General features: G+C 58.1%; 12 protein-coding genes. 5 read left to right on the forward strand and 7 right to left on the reverse strand.

What is annotated here, in order from left to right; all coding sequences use genetic code 11:
- Positions 1-153: 153 nt before the first annotated feature.
- From mfd to AUC61_RS09710, 3 genes are all read left to right on the forward strand, one after another.
- Positions 154-3606 carry a transcription-repair coupling factor gene (gene mfd, locus AUC61_RS09700; RefSeq protein ID WP_243245707.1) on the forward strand — a complete coding sequence of 1151 codons (3453 nt, stop codon included), beginning with the start codon at positions 154-156 and terminating at the stop codon, positions 3604-3606.
- 11 nt (positions 3607-3617) lie between these two features.
- Positions 3618-4142 (forward strand): CsiV family protein, encoded by a 525-nt coding sequence (locus AUC61_RS09705; RefSeq protein ID WP_243245708.1) that lies wholly within the window; start codon positions 3618-3620, stop codon positions 4140-4142.
- Between the two features lie 71 nt (positions 4143-4213).
- Positions 4214-6955: a DEAD/DEAH box helicase gene (locus AUC61_RS09710; RefSeq protein WP_243245709.1), complete on the forward strand. Its 2742-nt coding sequence runs from the start codon at positions 4214-4216 to the stop codon at positions 6953-6955.
- Between the two features lie 116 nt (positions 6956-7071).
- On the opposite strand, the gene AUC61_RS09715 is transcribed toward AUC61_RS09710, so the two are convergent.
- The 3 genes from AUC61_RS09715 to AUC61_RS09725 form a co-directional block, all read right to left on the reverse strand.
- Entirely contained in the window at positions 7072-7812 is a 741-nt protein-coding gene (locus AUC61_RS09715) for an S-methyl-5'-thioinosine phosphorylase (RefSeq protein ID WP_243245710.1), read from the reverse strand.
- Positions 7813-7820: 8 nt separating this feature from the next.
- Positions 7821-8831, reverse strand: a complete 1011-nt coding sequence (gene nagZ / locus AUC61_RS09720; protein ID WP_243245711.1) for a beta-N-acetylhexosaminidase — start codon at positions 8829-8831, stop codon at positions 7821-7823.
- Between the two features lie 74 nt (positions 8832-8905).
- Positions 8906-9622 (reverse strand): TetR/AcrR family transcriptional regulator, encoded by a 717-nt coding sequence (locus AUC61_RS09725; protein ID WP_122666449.1) that lies wholly within the window; start codon positions 9620-9622, stop codon positions 8906-8908.
- 247 nt (positions 9623-9869) lie between these two features.
- Between AUC61_RS09725 and lexA the strand changes: the two genes are divergently transcribed.
- Together lexA and sulA are read left to right on the forward strand one after the other, a co-directional pair.
- Positions 9870-10478: a transcriptional repressor LexA gene (gene lexA / locus AUC61_RS09730; RefSeq protein WP_243245712.1), complete on the forward strand. Its 609-nt coding sequence runs from the start codon at positions 9870-9872 to the stop codon at positions 10476-10478.
- Between the two features lie 9 nt (positions 10479-10487).
- Positions 10488-10958 (forward strand): SOS-induced cell division inhibitor SulA, encoded by a 471-nt coding sequence (gene sulA / locus AUC61_RS09735; RefSeq protein WP_243245713.1) that lies wholly within the window; start codon positions 10488-10490, stop codon positions 10956-10958.
- A gap of 20 nt (positions 10959-10978) precedes the next feature.
- On the opposite strand, the gene AUC61_RS09740 is transcribed toward sulA, so the two are convergent.
- From AUC61_RS09740 to AUC61_RS09755, 4 genes are all read right to left on the reverse strand, one after another.
- Positions 10979-11212, reverse strand: coding sequence for a hypothetical protein (locus tag AUC61_RS09740; protein WP_027900631.1), 234 nt, complete (start codon positions 11210-11212; stop codon positions 10979-10981).
- Positions 11213-11290: 78 nt separating this feature from the next.
- Positions 11291-11812: a DUF6586 family protein gene (locus AUC61_RS09745; protein ID WP_243245714.1), complete on the reverse strand. Its 522-nt coding sequence runs from the start codon at positions 11810-11812 to the stop codon at positions 11291-11293.
- 257 nt (positions 11813-12069) lie between these two features.
- The gene (topA, locus tag AUC61_RS09750; protein ID WP_243245715.1) at positions 12070-14679 is read right to left on the reverse strand and encodes a type I DNA topoisomerase; all 2610 of its coding nucleotides are present in this window, start codon (positions 14677-14679) and stop codon (positions 12070-12072) included.
- A 114-nt stretch (positions 14680-14793) separates the two neighbouring features.
- Entirely contained in the window at positions 14794-15030 is a 237-nt protein-coding gene (locus AUC61_RS09755; protein WP_243245716.1) for a DUF1653 domain-containing protein, read from the reverse strand.
- Between the last annotated feature and the right edge of the window lie 11 nt (positions 15031-15041).

Here is a 15041-nt window from a genome sequence, read left to right on the forward strand (position 1 = left end):
TCAGATCAGCGAGCACTACATTTTGTTCCGCTGCACTTCAGAAAATGTCCGGGCGTGCACTTCTGAATCACAGCGTAGTCTTAGACCTGACATTTGCACCCTTCCCCCGGTACAATCGCGGCCCTCGTCGCAACGCTTGGAGCTCAATCTTCCGTGCCTGTTCTGCGTCTACCGCTACTCCCTGCCGCTGCAGGCAAACAACACTGGGGCAACCTTCCCGGTGCCGCGCTGAGCCTGGCTATTGCCGAAGCAGCCAGTGCCGCCAAGCGTTTCACCCTGCTCCTGACCGCCGACAGCCAGAGCGCCGAGCGGCTCGAACAGGAACTGAAGTTCTTCGCGCCATCGTTGCCGGTGCTGCATTTCCCGGACTGGGAAACCCTGCCCTACGACTTGTTCTCGCCGCACCAGGACATCATTTCCCAGCGGATTGCGAGCCTCTATCGCTTGCCAGAGCTGGATCATGGCGTTCTGGTAGTGCCGATCACCACGGCCCTACATAGACTGGCACCGACCAAATTCCTGCTCGGCAGCAGTCTGGTGCTGGATATCGGCCAGAAACTCGATATCGAAGCCATGCGCACGCGCTTGGAAGCCAGCGGTTATCGCTACGTCGATACCGTTTATGAGCACGGCGAATTCACCGTACGCGGCAACCTGATCGACCTGTTCCCGATGGGCAGCAAACTGCCGTACCGGATCGACCTGTTCGATGACGAAATCGAAACACTGCGCACCTTTGATCCAGAAAACCAGCGCTCGATCGACAAGGTCGATTCAGTGCGCCTGCTGCCTGCACGGGAATTCCCGCTGCAAAAGGAAGAAGTCACACGCTTCAAGGCGCGCTTTCGCGAGCGCTTCGATGTAGATTTCCGCCGCAGCCCGATCTTTCAGGACCTGAGCAGCGGCATCACACCGGCCGGTATCGAGTATTACCTGCCGTTGTTTTTCGAAGAAACCTCGACCCTGTTCGACTATCTGCCTCAAGACACGCAGGTGTTTTCCCTGCCGGGCATCGAACAAGCCGCGGAAAATTTCTGGAATGACGTGCGCAACCGTTATGAAGAGCGGCGCGTCGATCCCGAGCGCCCTCTATTGCCTCCCGCCGAACTGTTCCTGCCCGTGGAAGACTGCTTTGCCCGCCTTAAAAGCTGGCCAAGGGTTGTCGCGAGCCAGCAGGACGTCGAAACCGGCGTTGGCCGCGAGCGTTTCCCGGCACACCTGCTGCCGGAACTGGCCATTGAGGCCAAGGCCAATCAGCCGCTGGCAGCACTGTCAAAGTTCATTGAAGAGTTCGACGGCCGCATTCTGTTCACCGCGGAATCGGCCGGTCGCCGCGAAGTGTTGCTGGAGCTCCTCGAACGCCTGAAGCTGCGACCCAAAACGGTCGACAGCTGGAATGATTTCGTTGAGGGCAAGGATCGCCTGTCGATCACCATCGCGCCGCTTGACGATGGCCTACTGCTCGAAAAACCGGCTATTGCCCTGATCGCTGAGAGCCCTTTGTTTGGCCAGCGCGTCATGCAGCGTCGACGCCGGGAGAAACGCACCGACGGCGGCAATAACGATGCAGTGATCAAAAACCTCACCGAGCTGCGCGAGGGCGCACCGGTGGTGCACATCGATCACGGCGTGGGGCGCTATCTGGGCCTTGCAACGCTGGAAGTTGAAAACCAGGTCGCCGAGTTCCTCATGCTGGCTTACGCAGAGGACGCCAAGCTGTACGTCCCTGTGGCCAACCTGCACCTGATCGCCCGTTACACCGGCAGCGATGACGCTCTGGCACCGCTGCACCGGCTGGGTTCGGAAACCTGGCAGAAAGCCAAACGCAAAGCCGCCGAACAAGTACGCGACGTCGCCGCCGAGCTGCTGGACATTTATGCCCGCCGCGCCGCCCGCGAAGGTTACGCATTTGCCGACCCCAAAGCCGACTACGCCACATTCAGCGCGGGCTTCCCGTTTGAAGAAACGCCTGACCAGCAAACCACGATCGACGCCGTGCGCGCCGACATGCTCGCGCCTAAACCCATGGACCGACTGGTCTGTGGCGACGTGGGCTTCGGCAAGACTGAAGTGGCCATGCGCGCAGCGTTCATCGCCGTGCACGGCGGTCGTCAGGTCGCGATTCTGGTGCCGACCACCCTGCTCGCTCAACAGCACTACAACAGCTTCCGCGACCGCTTTGCCGATTGGCCGGTGAGCGTTGAAGTGATGAGTCGCTTCAAATCGGCCAAGGAAGTCAACGCAGCGGTTTCCGACCTGGCAGAAGGCAAGATCGACATCGTCATCGGCACCCACAAGCTGCTGCAGGATGACGTCAAGATCAAGAATCTGGGGCTGGTCATCATTGACGAAGAACACCGCTTTGGTGTGCGTCAGAAAGAACAGCTCAAGGCACTGCGCAGCGAAGTCGATATTCTGACCCTGACCGCGACGCCAATCCCGCGGACGCTGAACATGGCTGTGTCGGGCATGCGCGATCTGTCGATCATCGCCACCCCACCCGCTCGACGCCTGTCGGTGCGCACCTTCGTCATGGAGCAGAACAAGCCGACGGTCAAAGAAGCCTTGCTGCGCGAGTTGCTGCGCGGTGGACAGGTGTACTACCTGCACAACGATGTGAAGACCATCGAAAAATGCGCCGCCGACCTGGCCGAACTGGTGCCGGAAGCGCGTATCGGTATCGGGCACGGGCAAATGCGCGAGCGCGAACTTGAACAGGTGATGAGCGACTTCTATCACAAGCGTTTCAACGTGCTGATCGCCTCGACCATTATCGAGACTGGTATCGACGTACCGAGTGCCAACACCATCATCATCGAGCGGGCCGACAAATTCGGTCTGGCGCAACTGCACCAATTGCGCGGCCGCGTCGGTCGCAGCCACCACCAGGCTTACGCCTACCTGCTGACCCCACCACGCAAACAGATCACCCCGGACGCAGAAAAGCGTCTGGAAGCAATCGCCAATACTCAGGATCTGGGTGCCGGGTTCGTCCTGGCCACCAACGACCTGGAAATCCGCGGCGCCGGTGAGTTGCTGGGCGACGGTCAAAGCGGACAGATTCAGGCGGTCGGCTTCACGCTGTACATGGAAATGCTTGAACGTGCGGTGAAGTCGATCCGCAAGGGCGAACAGCCAAACCTCGACCAACCGCTGGGCGGTGGCCCGGAAATCAACCTGCGGGTACCTGCGTTGATACCGGAAGCCTATCTGCCGGATGTACATACACGCCTGATTCTGTACAAACGCATCGCCAATGCCGCTGACGAAGACAGCCTCAAGGATCTTCAGGTGGAAATGATCGATCGCTTTGGCCTGCTACCCGAACCGACCAAGCATCTGGTGCGCATTACCCTGCTTAAACTGCAGGCCGAGCAACTGGGTATCAAGAAGGTCGACGCAGGCCCTCAGGGCGGACGTATCGAATTTGCTGCGGACACGCCGGTTGATCCACTGACCCTGATTAAATTGATTCAGGGCCAACCCAACCGTTATAAGTTCGAAGGTGCCACGCTGTTCAAATTCATGGTGCCCATGGAGCGTCCGGAAGAACGCTTTAACACCATTGAAGCGCTGTTCGAGCGCCTGACCCCGAAAACTGCCTGAAGGATCCATCCATGCGTGTGCTCCACTCACTCATCCTGCTGCTGACGCTGATCGCGCCAGCAGCCTTTGCCGATGGCAATTTTCAGGTCGAAATGATCCTGTTCCGCCAGCAGGGCGAGCCAGCTGCGACGCGTCAGATCGCGCCTGAGCACTGGGCTGCCAACGCGCAGAAAATTGATGCGCAGAGTGAGCGCGGGATTGCCTTGAAAGACTTGGCCGACAAGCTCAACGCAAGCGGTACCTACCAAGTGCTGCTGCACCGTGCCTGGCAACAGAACCTGAGCACAGAGCCAAGCAAGGTCGCCGTGACCAGTGGCGAAGAACAGTGGGCGCACTTCCCGATTGAAGGCACCTTGAGCATAGGCATTGCACGCTTCACTGATATCGCGGCAGACTTCTGGGTCAATCAGCTTGATGCCCACGGTGTGCTGACCAGCAGCGAACGCCTGAAACAGACCACCCGGGTCAAAAACGGCGAACTGATCTATATGGACCACGGAAGCCTGGCCATGCTGGTGAAAGTATCGCCCCTGTAATTATTCAAGTAGCGCAACACGTGCTTCTTTTCCCATTCGAGCATCGCTACGGCGTAGGGCTGTCCTGAACTGTGTCGTCCAATCTTGAAAAGGTCCTCGCTTGGTCGTGGACAGATTTATTTACCAGCAGAACCGTTGAGCGGGGGTTTGACTATGCCCATGAAGACCGTATTCAGCTTGAAGAACTCAACCCGGACTCGGCACGTACGACATGCCGAGGCTCAGGCTCGGAAGTCTATACACAGACCCTGAAATTCAGGGATCCGCAACGCTTCGCGAACGCCCTGATCTGCAAATGCACCTGCCCGGTGCGTGAGAACTGCAAGCATTGTGTGGCGGCCTTGTTTTACCTTCATGCGCCGCAGAACCGCAACGCCTTGCAGGCTGCGCTGGATACAACACCTTCGGTACAACCGCCTCGCGTCGAAAAAGCGCCCGCCCTGCCTGAACGACTGATCGATGACATCAAGCCGCATCCGCGCCTGATGCTGGCGAGCGTCGAGTTCAGCGCCTACGAACCGCGCAACGGCCGTATGCAGCGCCACATTCAGCACCGAGCCGCCCTCGCCTTTGGCTACGGCAAGCACTACGCCACCGGCACGGCCAATGTCAGCATTCTGGTCAGCTCGCTAGGCAGCGATCTGGTTAACCAGAAAAGCGACATCATTGAACACCTGGAAACCGAGACCCTGCGCATTCGTCGCCAGGGCGAGCTGGAACGACAGCAACGCCAGGTTCTGCAGGATATGGGCTTCAGGGTAGCAACCCGGCAAAGCAAAGCACTGCCGGACACCGCCGGCGACATGTTCGACCTGCCCAACGACAAGGCATGGCTGCACTTCGTACTCAACGACCTGCCGCACCTTGAAGAGCAAGGCTGGGAAATCGTTATCACTGACGACTTTGCCTTCGACGTGACGCCCGTGGACGATTGGTACGCCGTCATCGATGAAGAGGCCGAGCGCGACTGGTTCGATCTGGAGCTGGGCATCATCGTCAACGGCGAACGCCTGAGCCTGTTACCGATACTGATCAACCTGCTGCGCAGCCACCCCGAATTAATGAGCGCTGCCGGAATTGCCAAGCGTGGTGACGACGAACAACTGCTCGTTCAACTCAATCACTTCACTCAAAATGGCGGCGGCCCAGTGCAGATCGCCCTGCCCTATGGCCGACTGAAACCCGTGCTCGCTACCCTGGGCGATTTCTATTGGCGTGAAGAAGGCAGCAACTCGTTACGCCTGAACACCGCCGATGCCACACGCCTCGGGCAACTCGATGACTTGCCACTGAGCTGGCAAGGCGGCGACCGCTTGCGTCAGTTTGCCGACCGGCTTGCCAACATCAAGGACGCTCCGGTTATCGTGCCCGAGGGGCTCAACGCTACCTTGCGGGGTTATCAGCATGAAGGCCTGAGCTGGATGCAGTCGTTGCGCGAGCTGGAAGTCGGCGGCGTATTGGCCGATGACATGGGGCTGGGCAAAACCCTGCAGACCCTGGCTCACCTGCTCATGGAGAAACAGGCAGGACGCCTGGACCGACCTGCACTGGCCGTGATGCCGACCAGCCTGATCCCCAACTGGCTGGATGAAGCCGAGAATTTCACGCCGCAGTTGCGGGTACTTGCCCTGTACGGCGCCAATCGCCACGCTGATTTCGACAACCTGAACCAATACGACCTGATTCTGACGACTTATGCCCTGCTACCCCGGGACGAGGAAGTTCTGGCGAAGCTGCCCCTGCACACGCTGATCCTTGATGAAGCGCAGTACATCAAGAACCCCAACAGCAAAGCTGCTCAAGCAGCACGCAGCCTCAATGCAAGGCAGCGCCTGTGTCTGAGCGGTACACCACTGGAAAATCATCTGGGCGAACTGTGGTCGCTGTTCCACTTCCTGATGCCGGGCTGGTTGGGCAGCAGCAAGGAATTCAACAGCAACTACCGAAACCCTATCGAGAAGCACGGCAACATGGAGCGCCTGCAGCATCTGAACGCCAGGATCAAACCGTTCCTGCTGCGTCGCACCAAAGAGCAAGTCGCCACCGAATTACCGCCCAAAACTGAAATCATCCACTGGGTCGAGCTCAATGAGGCTCAGCGGGATGTATACGAAACCGTGCGCCTGGCCATGGACAAGAAGGTCCGCGACGAGATCACCCGCAAAGGCGTAGCCCGCAGCCAGATCATCATTCTTGAAGCCCTGCTCAAGCTGCGCCAGGTCTGCTGTGATTTGCGCCTGGTCAACAGCGCACCGGCCAATCCGCGCCAAGGCAATTCGGCCAAACTGCAAAGCCTGATGGAGATGTTCGAAGAACTGCTCTCGGAAGGACGCAAGATCCTGCTGTTCTCTCAATTCACCTCGATGCTGACCCTGATCGAAGCCGAACTGAAACAACGCGGTATCGAGTACGCCTTGCTCACCGGCTCGACACGAGATCGACGTACGCCCGTGCAGGCTTTCCAGGCGGGCAAACTGCCAATCTTTCTGATCAGCCTGAAGGCAGGCGGCACCGGCCTGAACCTGACCGCAGCCGACACCGTGATTCATTACGACCCCTGGTGGAACCCGGCAGCCGAAAATCAGGCCACCGACCGCGCTTATCGCATCGGCCAGGACAAGCCGGTATTCGTCTACAAGATGATTGCCCGCGGCACGGTGGAAGAAAAAATCCAGCGTCTGCAACAAGAGAAGTCGGCACTGGCGTCCGGGGTACTGGACGGCAGAGTCACGGGTGACTGGAAGCTGGGAAGCGAAGACATTGCCGCGCTGTTCGCGCCGCTACCGGCTCAAGCGAAGAAGGGCAAGAAGTAAGAACATCACGCCCCTGTAGCTGCCGATATTTGTGGGAGCCGGGCTTGCCCGCGATTCAGGCACTGCGGCTTATCAGGCCATCGCGAGCAAGCTCGGCTCCTACAGAGTGAAACCTGTCAAACGGCGCCGAGCACCCGCGCAAGGGTCGCCTTCACTTTCCCCATCCCATCATGCAGGGCCTGTTCAATTTCGGCCATGGTGATGACCGCCGACGACTTGCCTGCCGCTGGATTCACCACCAGCGCCAGACAGGCATATTCCAGCTCCAGCTCACGAGCCAGTGCAGCCTCCGGCATACCGGTCATGCCCACGATGTCGCAGCCATCACGCTCAAGGCGGATGATCTCGGCTACGGTTTCAAGACGTGGCCCTTGAGTACAGGCATAAACACCGCGCTCGCTGAACTCACAGCCTTCAGCAGCCAATGCTTCAATCAATCGCCCGCGTAACGCTTCACTGTAGGGGTAGCTGAAGTCGATATGTGTCACCTGCTCAAGGTCATCAGCGAAAAACGTATGCTGGCGGCCGCTGGTGTAGTCAATCAGATCATGAGGGACACAGAAGTGGCCGGTGCCCATGGCTGGATGAATTCCACCCACCGCATTGACCGCCAGAATCGCCTCAGCGCCAGCGTGCTTCAAGGCCCAGATATTGGCCCGGTAGTTCACTTGATGCGGCGGAAAGCGATGCGGGTGGCCATGGCGAGCCAGGAACATGACCTCGCGACCGGCATAGTCACCGATCTGAATCTCACCAGACGGAACGCCATAGGGCGTATTCACCGGCAGGGACTGACGAATGTTCAAGCCCTCAAGCTGAGTCAGGCCCGTACCACCGATAATCGCGTAAACAGTCATGGAAATCCTTAATCGATCAGTTGCGCGTTGCGCAGTGCTTGAAGCGCGGCAAGCCAGCGCGGGTGTTGACGATACTCGGTACTGGCAAACGCCTGACCGCGCATTTTGGCGATACGCGGTGACGGTTTGACCTTCAGTCGCTGGGCTGCGCTCAACGCCAGCTCCGCGGCCGCCCGATCATTACAGACCAGGCCCATGTCGCAGCCAGCGCTCAACGCTGCCTCAATACGACTGGCGGCATCGCCGACCACGTGGGCCCCGGCCATGGACAGATCATCACTGAAGATCACGCCATCGAACTGCAGTTCGCCCCGCAAGATATCCTGCAGCCAGCGCCGGGAAAAACCGGCGGGCTGAGGGTCGACCTGCGGATAAATAACATGCGCAGGCATCACGGCAGCAAGTTGCTGACTCAACCGCGCAAAGGGCACCAGATCATTGGCACGAATCTGCTCCAGGCTTCGTTCATCATTGGGTATCGCCACATGAGAGTCGGCCTCAGCCCAGCCATGGCCGGGGAAATGCTTGCCCGTGGCAGCCATGCCTGCGGCGTTCATGCCTCGAATGAACGCACCGGCCAGCGACGCGGCGCGCTCCGGATCACCTTCGAAAGAGCGCGTACCGACCACTGCGCTACGCTGGTAGTCCAGATCGAGAACAGGAGCAAAACTCAGATCCAGCCCAACCGCCAACACCTCGGTCGCCATCAGCCAGCCGCAATGCTCGGCCAGTAGTTCAGCATTCGGGTGATGGGCGATTGAACGCATGGGGGGCAGTCGCACGAATCCCTGACGCAAACGTTGAACACGACCGCCCTCTTGGTCCACCGCCAGAAGCAAATCAGGTCGCACCGCGCGAATCGACGCGCTTAACTCACGAACCTGACGAGGATGCTCGATATTGCGCGCGAAAATAATCAGGCCGCCCACTTCGGGCTGACGCAGAAACTGGCGATCTTCGGCGGTCAGCCAGGTGCCCGCGACATCCACCATTAAAGAGCCTTGCAGGCCAGAACTCATAAAAAAACACCATTGCCGATAACCAATCCGGGCAATGGTGCTTGATCATCGAGCCAGGCGCAATGTGCGAACGGTCAGGCCTTGGCGGTAACAGGGGCAGTCGCGCTGCTTTTAGTGCGCGGCTTGAGCTGCGCGGCAATCATGGCGGTGTCGGTAACACCGGTTTCGGCACGCATGCCAGCAGCCAGGAAGGGCACCATAAGGCGCATGACCTGCTCAATGGAGGTATTGACGCCGAAATCTGTTTCGGCGATTGCCCGTAGCGCCTTGATACCCGACATGCTGAACGCGGCAGCACCCAGCATGAAATGCACGCGCCAGAACAACTCGATAGGCGGAATACGAGGTGCAGCTTCATTGACCAGCACCATGTAGCGGCGAAACACCTTGCCGTACATGTCTTCCAGATAACGTCGCAAGTGGCCCTGGCTCTGACTGAAAGCGAGGCCGAGCAGACGCATGAAAATCGACAGGTCATTGTTGCTGCGAGGCTGGACGACGAGCGCTTGCTCGACCAGCATTTCCAGCAGCTCTTCCAGCGTAGGCTTTTGATCGGGTTTGGCCTGGCGCCTCTCCAGCTCACGATCAAGGCTGATACAGAATGGCCCAAGGAACCGGGAGAACACGGCCTGGATCAACGCCTTCTTGGAACCGAAGTGATAGTTGACTGCCGCCAGATTGACCGACGCCTTGCTGGTAATCAGCCGCAACGAGGTTTCCGCGAAGCCTTTCTCCGCGAACAACTGCTCGGCAGCATCGAGAATGCGTTCAACTGTTTCCGACTGGGCCATGGTTCTCTGCCTGACAAACACTTGTTTGAAACATACGTTTCAGACTATGTATCTGTCAAGCCCGTGACGCTGCATAGCCTGACAGCGGCGTATTTAACCATATAAACCGTGGGCTGTAGCCTTTCATGTAGTGATCGCCCTGCGGCTGCCATCGGACGCCCTTGCGCCGCCGGTCAAAAGGACGATTGCCAAGTGGCGCGCACTGTATATAATCCCAGTCACTGTATAAAAAGACAGAGCGATCCACATGATTAAACTGACGCCACGCCAAGCTGAAATTCTGGGATTCATCAAGCGCTGCCTTGAAGACAACGGCTACCCGCCTACTCGTGCGGAAATCGCTCAGGAACTGGGTTTCAAATCACCTAACGCCGCTGAAGAACACCTGAAGGCACTTGCGCGCAAAGGCGCAATCGAGATGACTCCAGGCGCTTCACGGGGCATCCGTATTCCAGGCTTCGAAGCCAAGCCCGAAGAGAGCGGCCTGCCGGTCATCGGCCGAGTGGCTGCTGGCGCCCCGATTCTGGCCCAGCAACATATTGAAGAGTCCTGCAATATCAACCCTGCATTTTTCCATCCGAGTGCCGATTACCTGTTAAGGGTGCATGGCATGAGCATGAAAGATGTCGGCATCCTCGACGGTGATCTGCTCGCCGTGCATACAACCCGTGAGGCCCGTAATGGCCAGATCGTGGTAGCGCGTATCGGTGATGAAGTAACGGTCAAGCGATTCAAGCGCGAAGGCAGCAAAGTCTGGCTGATTGCCGAAAACCCGGACTTCGCACCTATCGAGGTGAATCTGAAGGATCAGGAACTGGTTATCGAAGGTTTGAGCGTCGGCGTTATCCGCCGCTGAGGAGACATCATGCAGTTCGTCCAGGCTCCGCAATCACAACTACCGCTGTTCGAGGCGTTTCTGGCACAACCTATTGCGCCAATGCTGAAAGAAGCAGCAGAACCGTCATGGAACAATGAACCTGAGGTTTTCAGTGAGCTGTCATTGCATGGCGCAGCTGGGAACTGTTTGAACCTGCTCGCACCGATCTTGCGTGAGCTGAGCCAGGATTCTGATGCTCGTTGGCTGACATTGATTGCACCACCTTCCAGCCTGACGCAAAGCTGGCTGCGTGATGCGGGACTTAACCGCGAGCGCATTCTGTTATTGCAGCCGCGTGGTACTCAGAGTGCATTTGAGCTGGCGCGAGAGGCACTGCGACTGGGTCGCAGTCATACCGTAGTCAGCTGGATCAATCCGATCAGCACCGGGTTGCGTCAACAGCTGATCAGCGCGGCGAAACTTGGGGATGCACAGAGCCTGAACATTCGTCTGGGCTAACTCGTCCGGGCTGAGGTAACTCAGTGAAGAACTCGCGGGCCGGTATCCTTTTCCAGCTCGCCTTCAGCAAGCCGACCTGCCATTTGCACGCCAACACTCAACATTGCCTTGGCGATTTCTACGTGCTGCCCTTGCAGGAATTCTTTGGCATCAGCAGAGAAATCCAGCGTTACCAATGATCCTTCATCGTCGGCACGACGTAGCTCGATACGGCCGTCAGGCAATTCCACAATTTCAAGAAACGATGTTGGCATCAGGGCAATACTCCACGAAAGGCGGGCATTGTAGCAGCCTGTCGACTCAGCCCCTAGCCCATCCATCACTGCATTTCATCAGCACTCACTCAACCCTTCGCGAAAGCGAATTGCCAGCCCCTTCAGCTGCTGACGCCAGCTTTCCAGCTCCTCGCGGGTCAGTTCGGGCTCGGATTCCTCATCGAGATTGACCGCCACGATAAGCGGCTGTGTAACATCGCCTTTAACTTTTTTCGGCGCACGAGGCGGCTCGAACAAGGCGTTATAGGCTGCAAGCAACCGAGCCAGCCAGGTTTCACGGTGTTGAGCCAACTCGACCAGCTCGGCCATCTCCGGGATCGCCAATGCCTCCAGCACCTCCTGCGTCAGGAGCATTTCCGCACGCGGCGCGTTGGCCTGCGGCAGGCGGTAGTAGCCTGCAATCTCATGGCACAAGCCCAGCAAGGCACCATACAGATGGAACAACGCCGACTCGCGCTCCGCCTGTAACAACGCCTGAGCATTCATGGCTCGGCCTTCCTGCGCCTTGCCCATGGACTCCAGGGCGAGCCCGGCGAAATAAATCTTCTGGTTGGTGCGGGTATAGAGTTCGTGGGCCATGGCGGCAGCCTCCGTAGCGATGAGCAAGACCTGCACCGGTTTGATGCGGTGCAACGTTCCGAATTAACCCCAATCCTGTAGGAGCTCACCGAGGTTACGAGGCCAGCGATCACGGCTTGTCTGACACTCCGCCATCGCTGGCCTCGTAACCTCGGTGAGCTCCTACAGGTCCAATGTTTGCCAACCCCCAAACCAAAGCGACAAAGCCCTCGGCACGATCAGCATACCGAGGGCTTCGGGTTCAGTCAGGCGTTAGATCAACGCTTGTCTTCAACCTTCCATGCTTTGCCGTCGTAGAACGCTTTCCAGCCGGTTGGCTTGCCTTCCACTTCAGTCTGAACATATTGCTCTTTGGTCTTGCGGCTGTAACGGATTACCGCAGGGCGCCCGTCAGGATCTTTCTTCGGTGCTTCACAGAGGAAGTGATACTTCGGATCGATCTCGTCCTTGTGCGGTGCAATTTCCAGAACCAGTGGCGCGCGCGTCTCACGGTTTTTAGGGAACTGACTGGCCGCCAGGAACAACCCGGATGCGCCGTCACGCAGAATGTACGTGTCGTCAACCTTGTCGCACTTGAGCTCAGGCATCTTCACCGGATCCATCTTCGGTGGCGCTGCGTCACCGCTCTTGAGCAACTTGCGGGTGTTCTTGCATTCAGGGTTGGTGCAACCAAAGAACTTGCCGAAGCGGCCGGTCTTGAGCTGCATCTCGCTGCCGCACTTGTCGCACTCAAGGCTCGGACCTTCGTAACCCTTGATGCGGTAGTTACCCTCTTCCACTTCAAAGCCGACGCAGTCCGGGTTATTACCGCAGATGTGCAGCTTGTGCTTCTCATCCAGCAGGTAAGCGTCCATTGCCGTACTGCAAATGTGGCAGCGATGCTTGCCAAGCAGTACCCGCGACTCGGACTCACCTTCGTCATCTTCAGCGATTTCATCGCCAGGCGTCAGGTTGACGGTGGCTTTGCAGCGCTCTTTCGGCGGCAGGCTGTAACCCGAGCAGCCAAGGAACACACCGGTGGACGCAGTCCGAATCTGCATCGGACGCCCGCACACCTTGCACGGAATGTCAGTCATTACCGGCTCGTTGGCGCGCATACCACTGTCTGGCGCCTCAGCTACTTCCAGTTTTTTGCGGAAGTCGCCATAGAACTCGTCGAGCACGTTCTTCCAGTCGCGCTCACCTTGAGCCACGTCATCGAGGTTTTCTTCCATGCCTGCGGTAAAGCCATAGTCCATCAGGTTGGAGAAGCTCTCGGACAAGCGCTCGGTAACGATGTCGCCCATTTTTTCCGAATAGAAACGGCGGTTGTGCAGCGCGACGTAGCCACGATCCTGGATGGTCGAGATGATCGCCGCATAGGTCGAAGGACGACCAATACCGCGTTTTTCCATTTCCTTCACCAGGCTCGCCTCGGAGTAACGCGCAGGCGGCTTGGTGAAATGTTGACTCGGGTCCAGCTTGATCAGCTTGAGAGTCTCGCCCTGAGCCATGTCCGGTAACACGTCGTCATCGCCTGGCTTGGTCATTTGCGGCAAGGCACGGGTATAACCGTCGAACTTCAGGATACGGCCCTTGGCACGCAGCTCGAAGGTCCCGGCAGCTACGCTGACGGTGGTCGACAAATATTGCGCCGGAGGCATCTGGCAGGCAACGAATTGGCGCCAGATCAGCTCGTACAGGCGCTCAGCATCGCGCTCCATGCCGCTCAGCTTGCTCGGATGCGTGTTGACGTCGGAAGGACGAATCGCTTCGTGAGCCTCTTGCGCGCCTTCCTTGCTGCTGTAGACGTTTGGCGATTCCGGCAGGTACTTCTTGCCAAACTCGGCCTCGATGTAATCGCGCGCCATGCTGACCGCATCAGCGGACAGGTTGGTCGAGTCAGTACGCATATACGTGATGTAACCCGCCTCATACAGACGCTGGGCCATCATCATGGTTTTCTTCACGCCAAAGCCCAGGCGGTTACTCGCTGCCTGTTGCAGGGTGGACGTGATGAACGGAGCCGAAGGCTTGCTGCTGGTCGGTTTGTCTTCGCGCTTGGCGATGCTGTAGCTGGAAGCCTTGAGCTTTTCCAGGGCAGCCATGGCCTGGGCTTCGTTCAGCGGCTTGAACGCTTCGCCGTTTTCCCGCGCTACTTCAAAGCGCACGTTGGCGCCCTTGGCAGTCCCCAGGTCAGCGTGCACTTCCCAATATTCTTCAGGGTTGAAAGCACGGATCTCGCGCTCACGCTCGACCACAAGCTTCACCGCTACCGACTGAACGCGCCCGGCAGACAGGCCGCGAGCAATCTTCTGCCAAAGCAGCGGCGACACCATATAACCCACGACGCGATCGAGGAAACGGCGCGCCTGCTGGGCGTTCACACGGTCAATGTCCAGCTCGCCCGGCTTGGAGAAGGCTTCCTGAATGGCTTTCTTGGTGATTTCGTTGAACACCACACGCTTGTAGCGGCTGTCATCCCCACCAATGGCTTCGCGCAGGTGCCAGGCAATGGCTTCCCCTTCGCGGTCCAAGTCCGTCGCGAGATAGATGGTGTCAGCATCTTTGGCGAGGCGGCGCAGCTCTTCGATCACCTTCTCTTTACCCGGAAGGATTTCGTACTTGGCTTTCCAGCCGTGATCCGGATCGACGCCCATGCGCGCTACCAGTTGCTTCTTCGCCTTTTCTTTCGGCGTGAGCACCGGACCTTCGCCAGCAGCAGCCTTGCCACGCTTGACGGGTTCTTTATTGGCGCTAGCCGAACCGCTGGTGGGCAGGTCTCGGATATGGCCGATACTCGACTTCACCACGTATTGGTTGCCCAAGTACTTGTTGATGGTCTTGGCCTTAGCCGGGGATTCCACGATGACCAGCGATTTGCCCATGGATCAGAAAATTCCTGAATACTGAAAATGAAAGACGGTTGGAACCTGTCAAGGCCCCGCTATATATAGTGGCTACAAGAGGAGGTCAAGCACGGGATAGTGTTCGATCTCGCCTCACGGCCTGGAAAAGAGGCTCAGTTCAGCTTGAACCAGAGCAAAGCGCGGGACCTGCTCGCCGTCAACCTCGACGGACTCCAGAAACATGCTCAACGGCCGCACCCACATCCCGTAATCGCCGTACAGCGCTTGATAGAACACTACTTCTTCTTCGGTTTCGGAGTGCCTGGCAACACTGAATACGCGGTACTCGGGGCCTTTGTAATGGCGATAGAGCCCTGGCTGTAAATTCATGTTGCTGTCCT

Origin of the sequence: Pseudomonas maioricensis (genome assembly GCF_022790535.1) — a bacterium.
Lineage (GTDB): Bacteria > Pseudomonadota > Gammaproteobacteria > Pseudomonadales > Pseudomonadaceae > Aquipseudomonas > Aquipseudomonas maioricensis.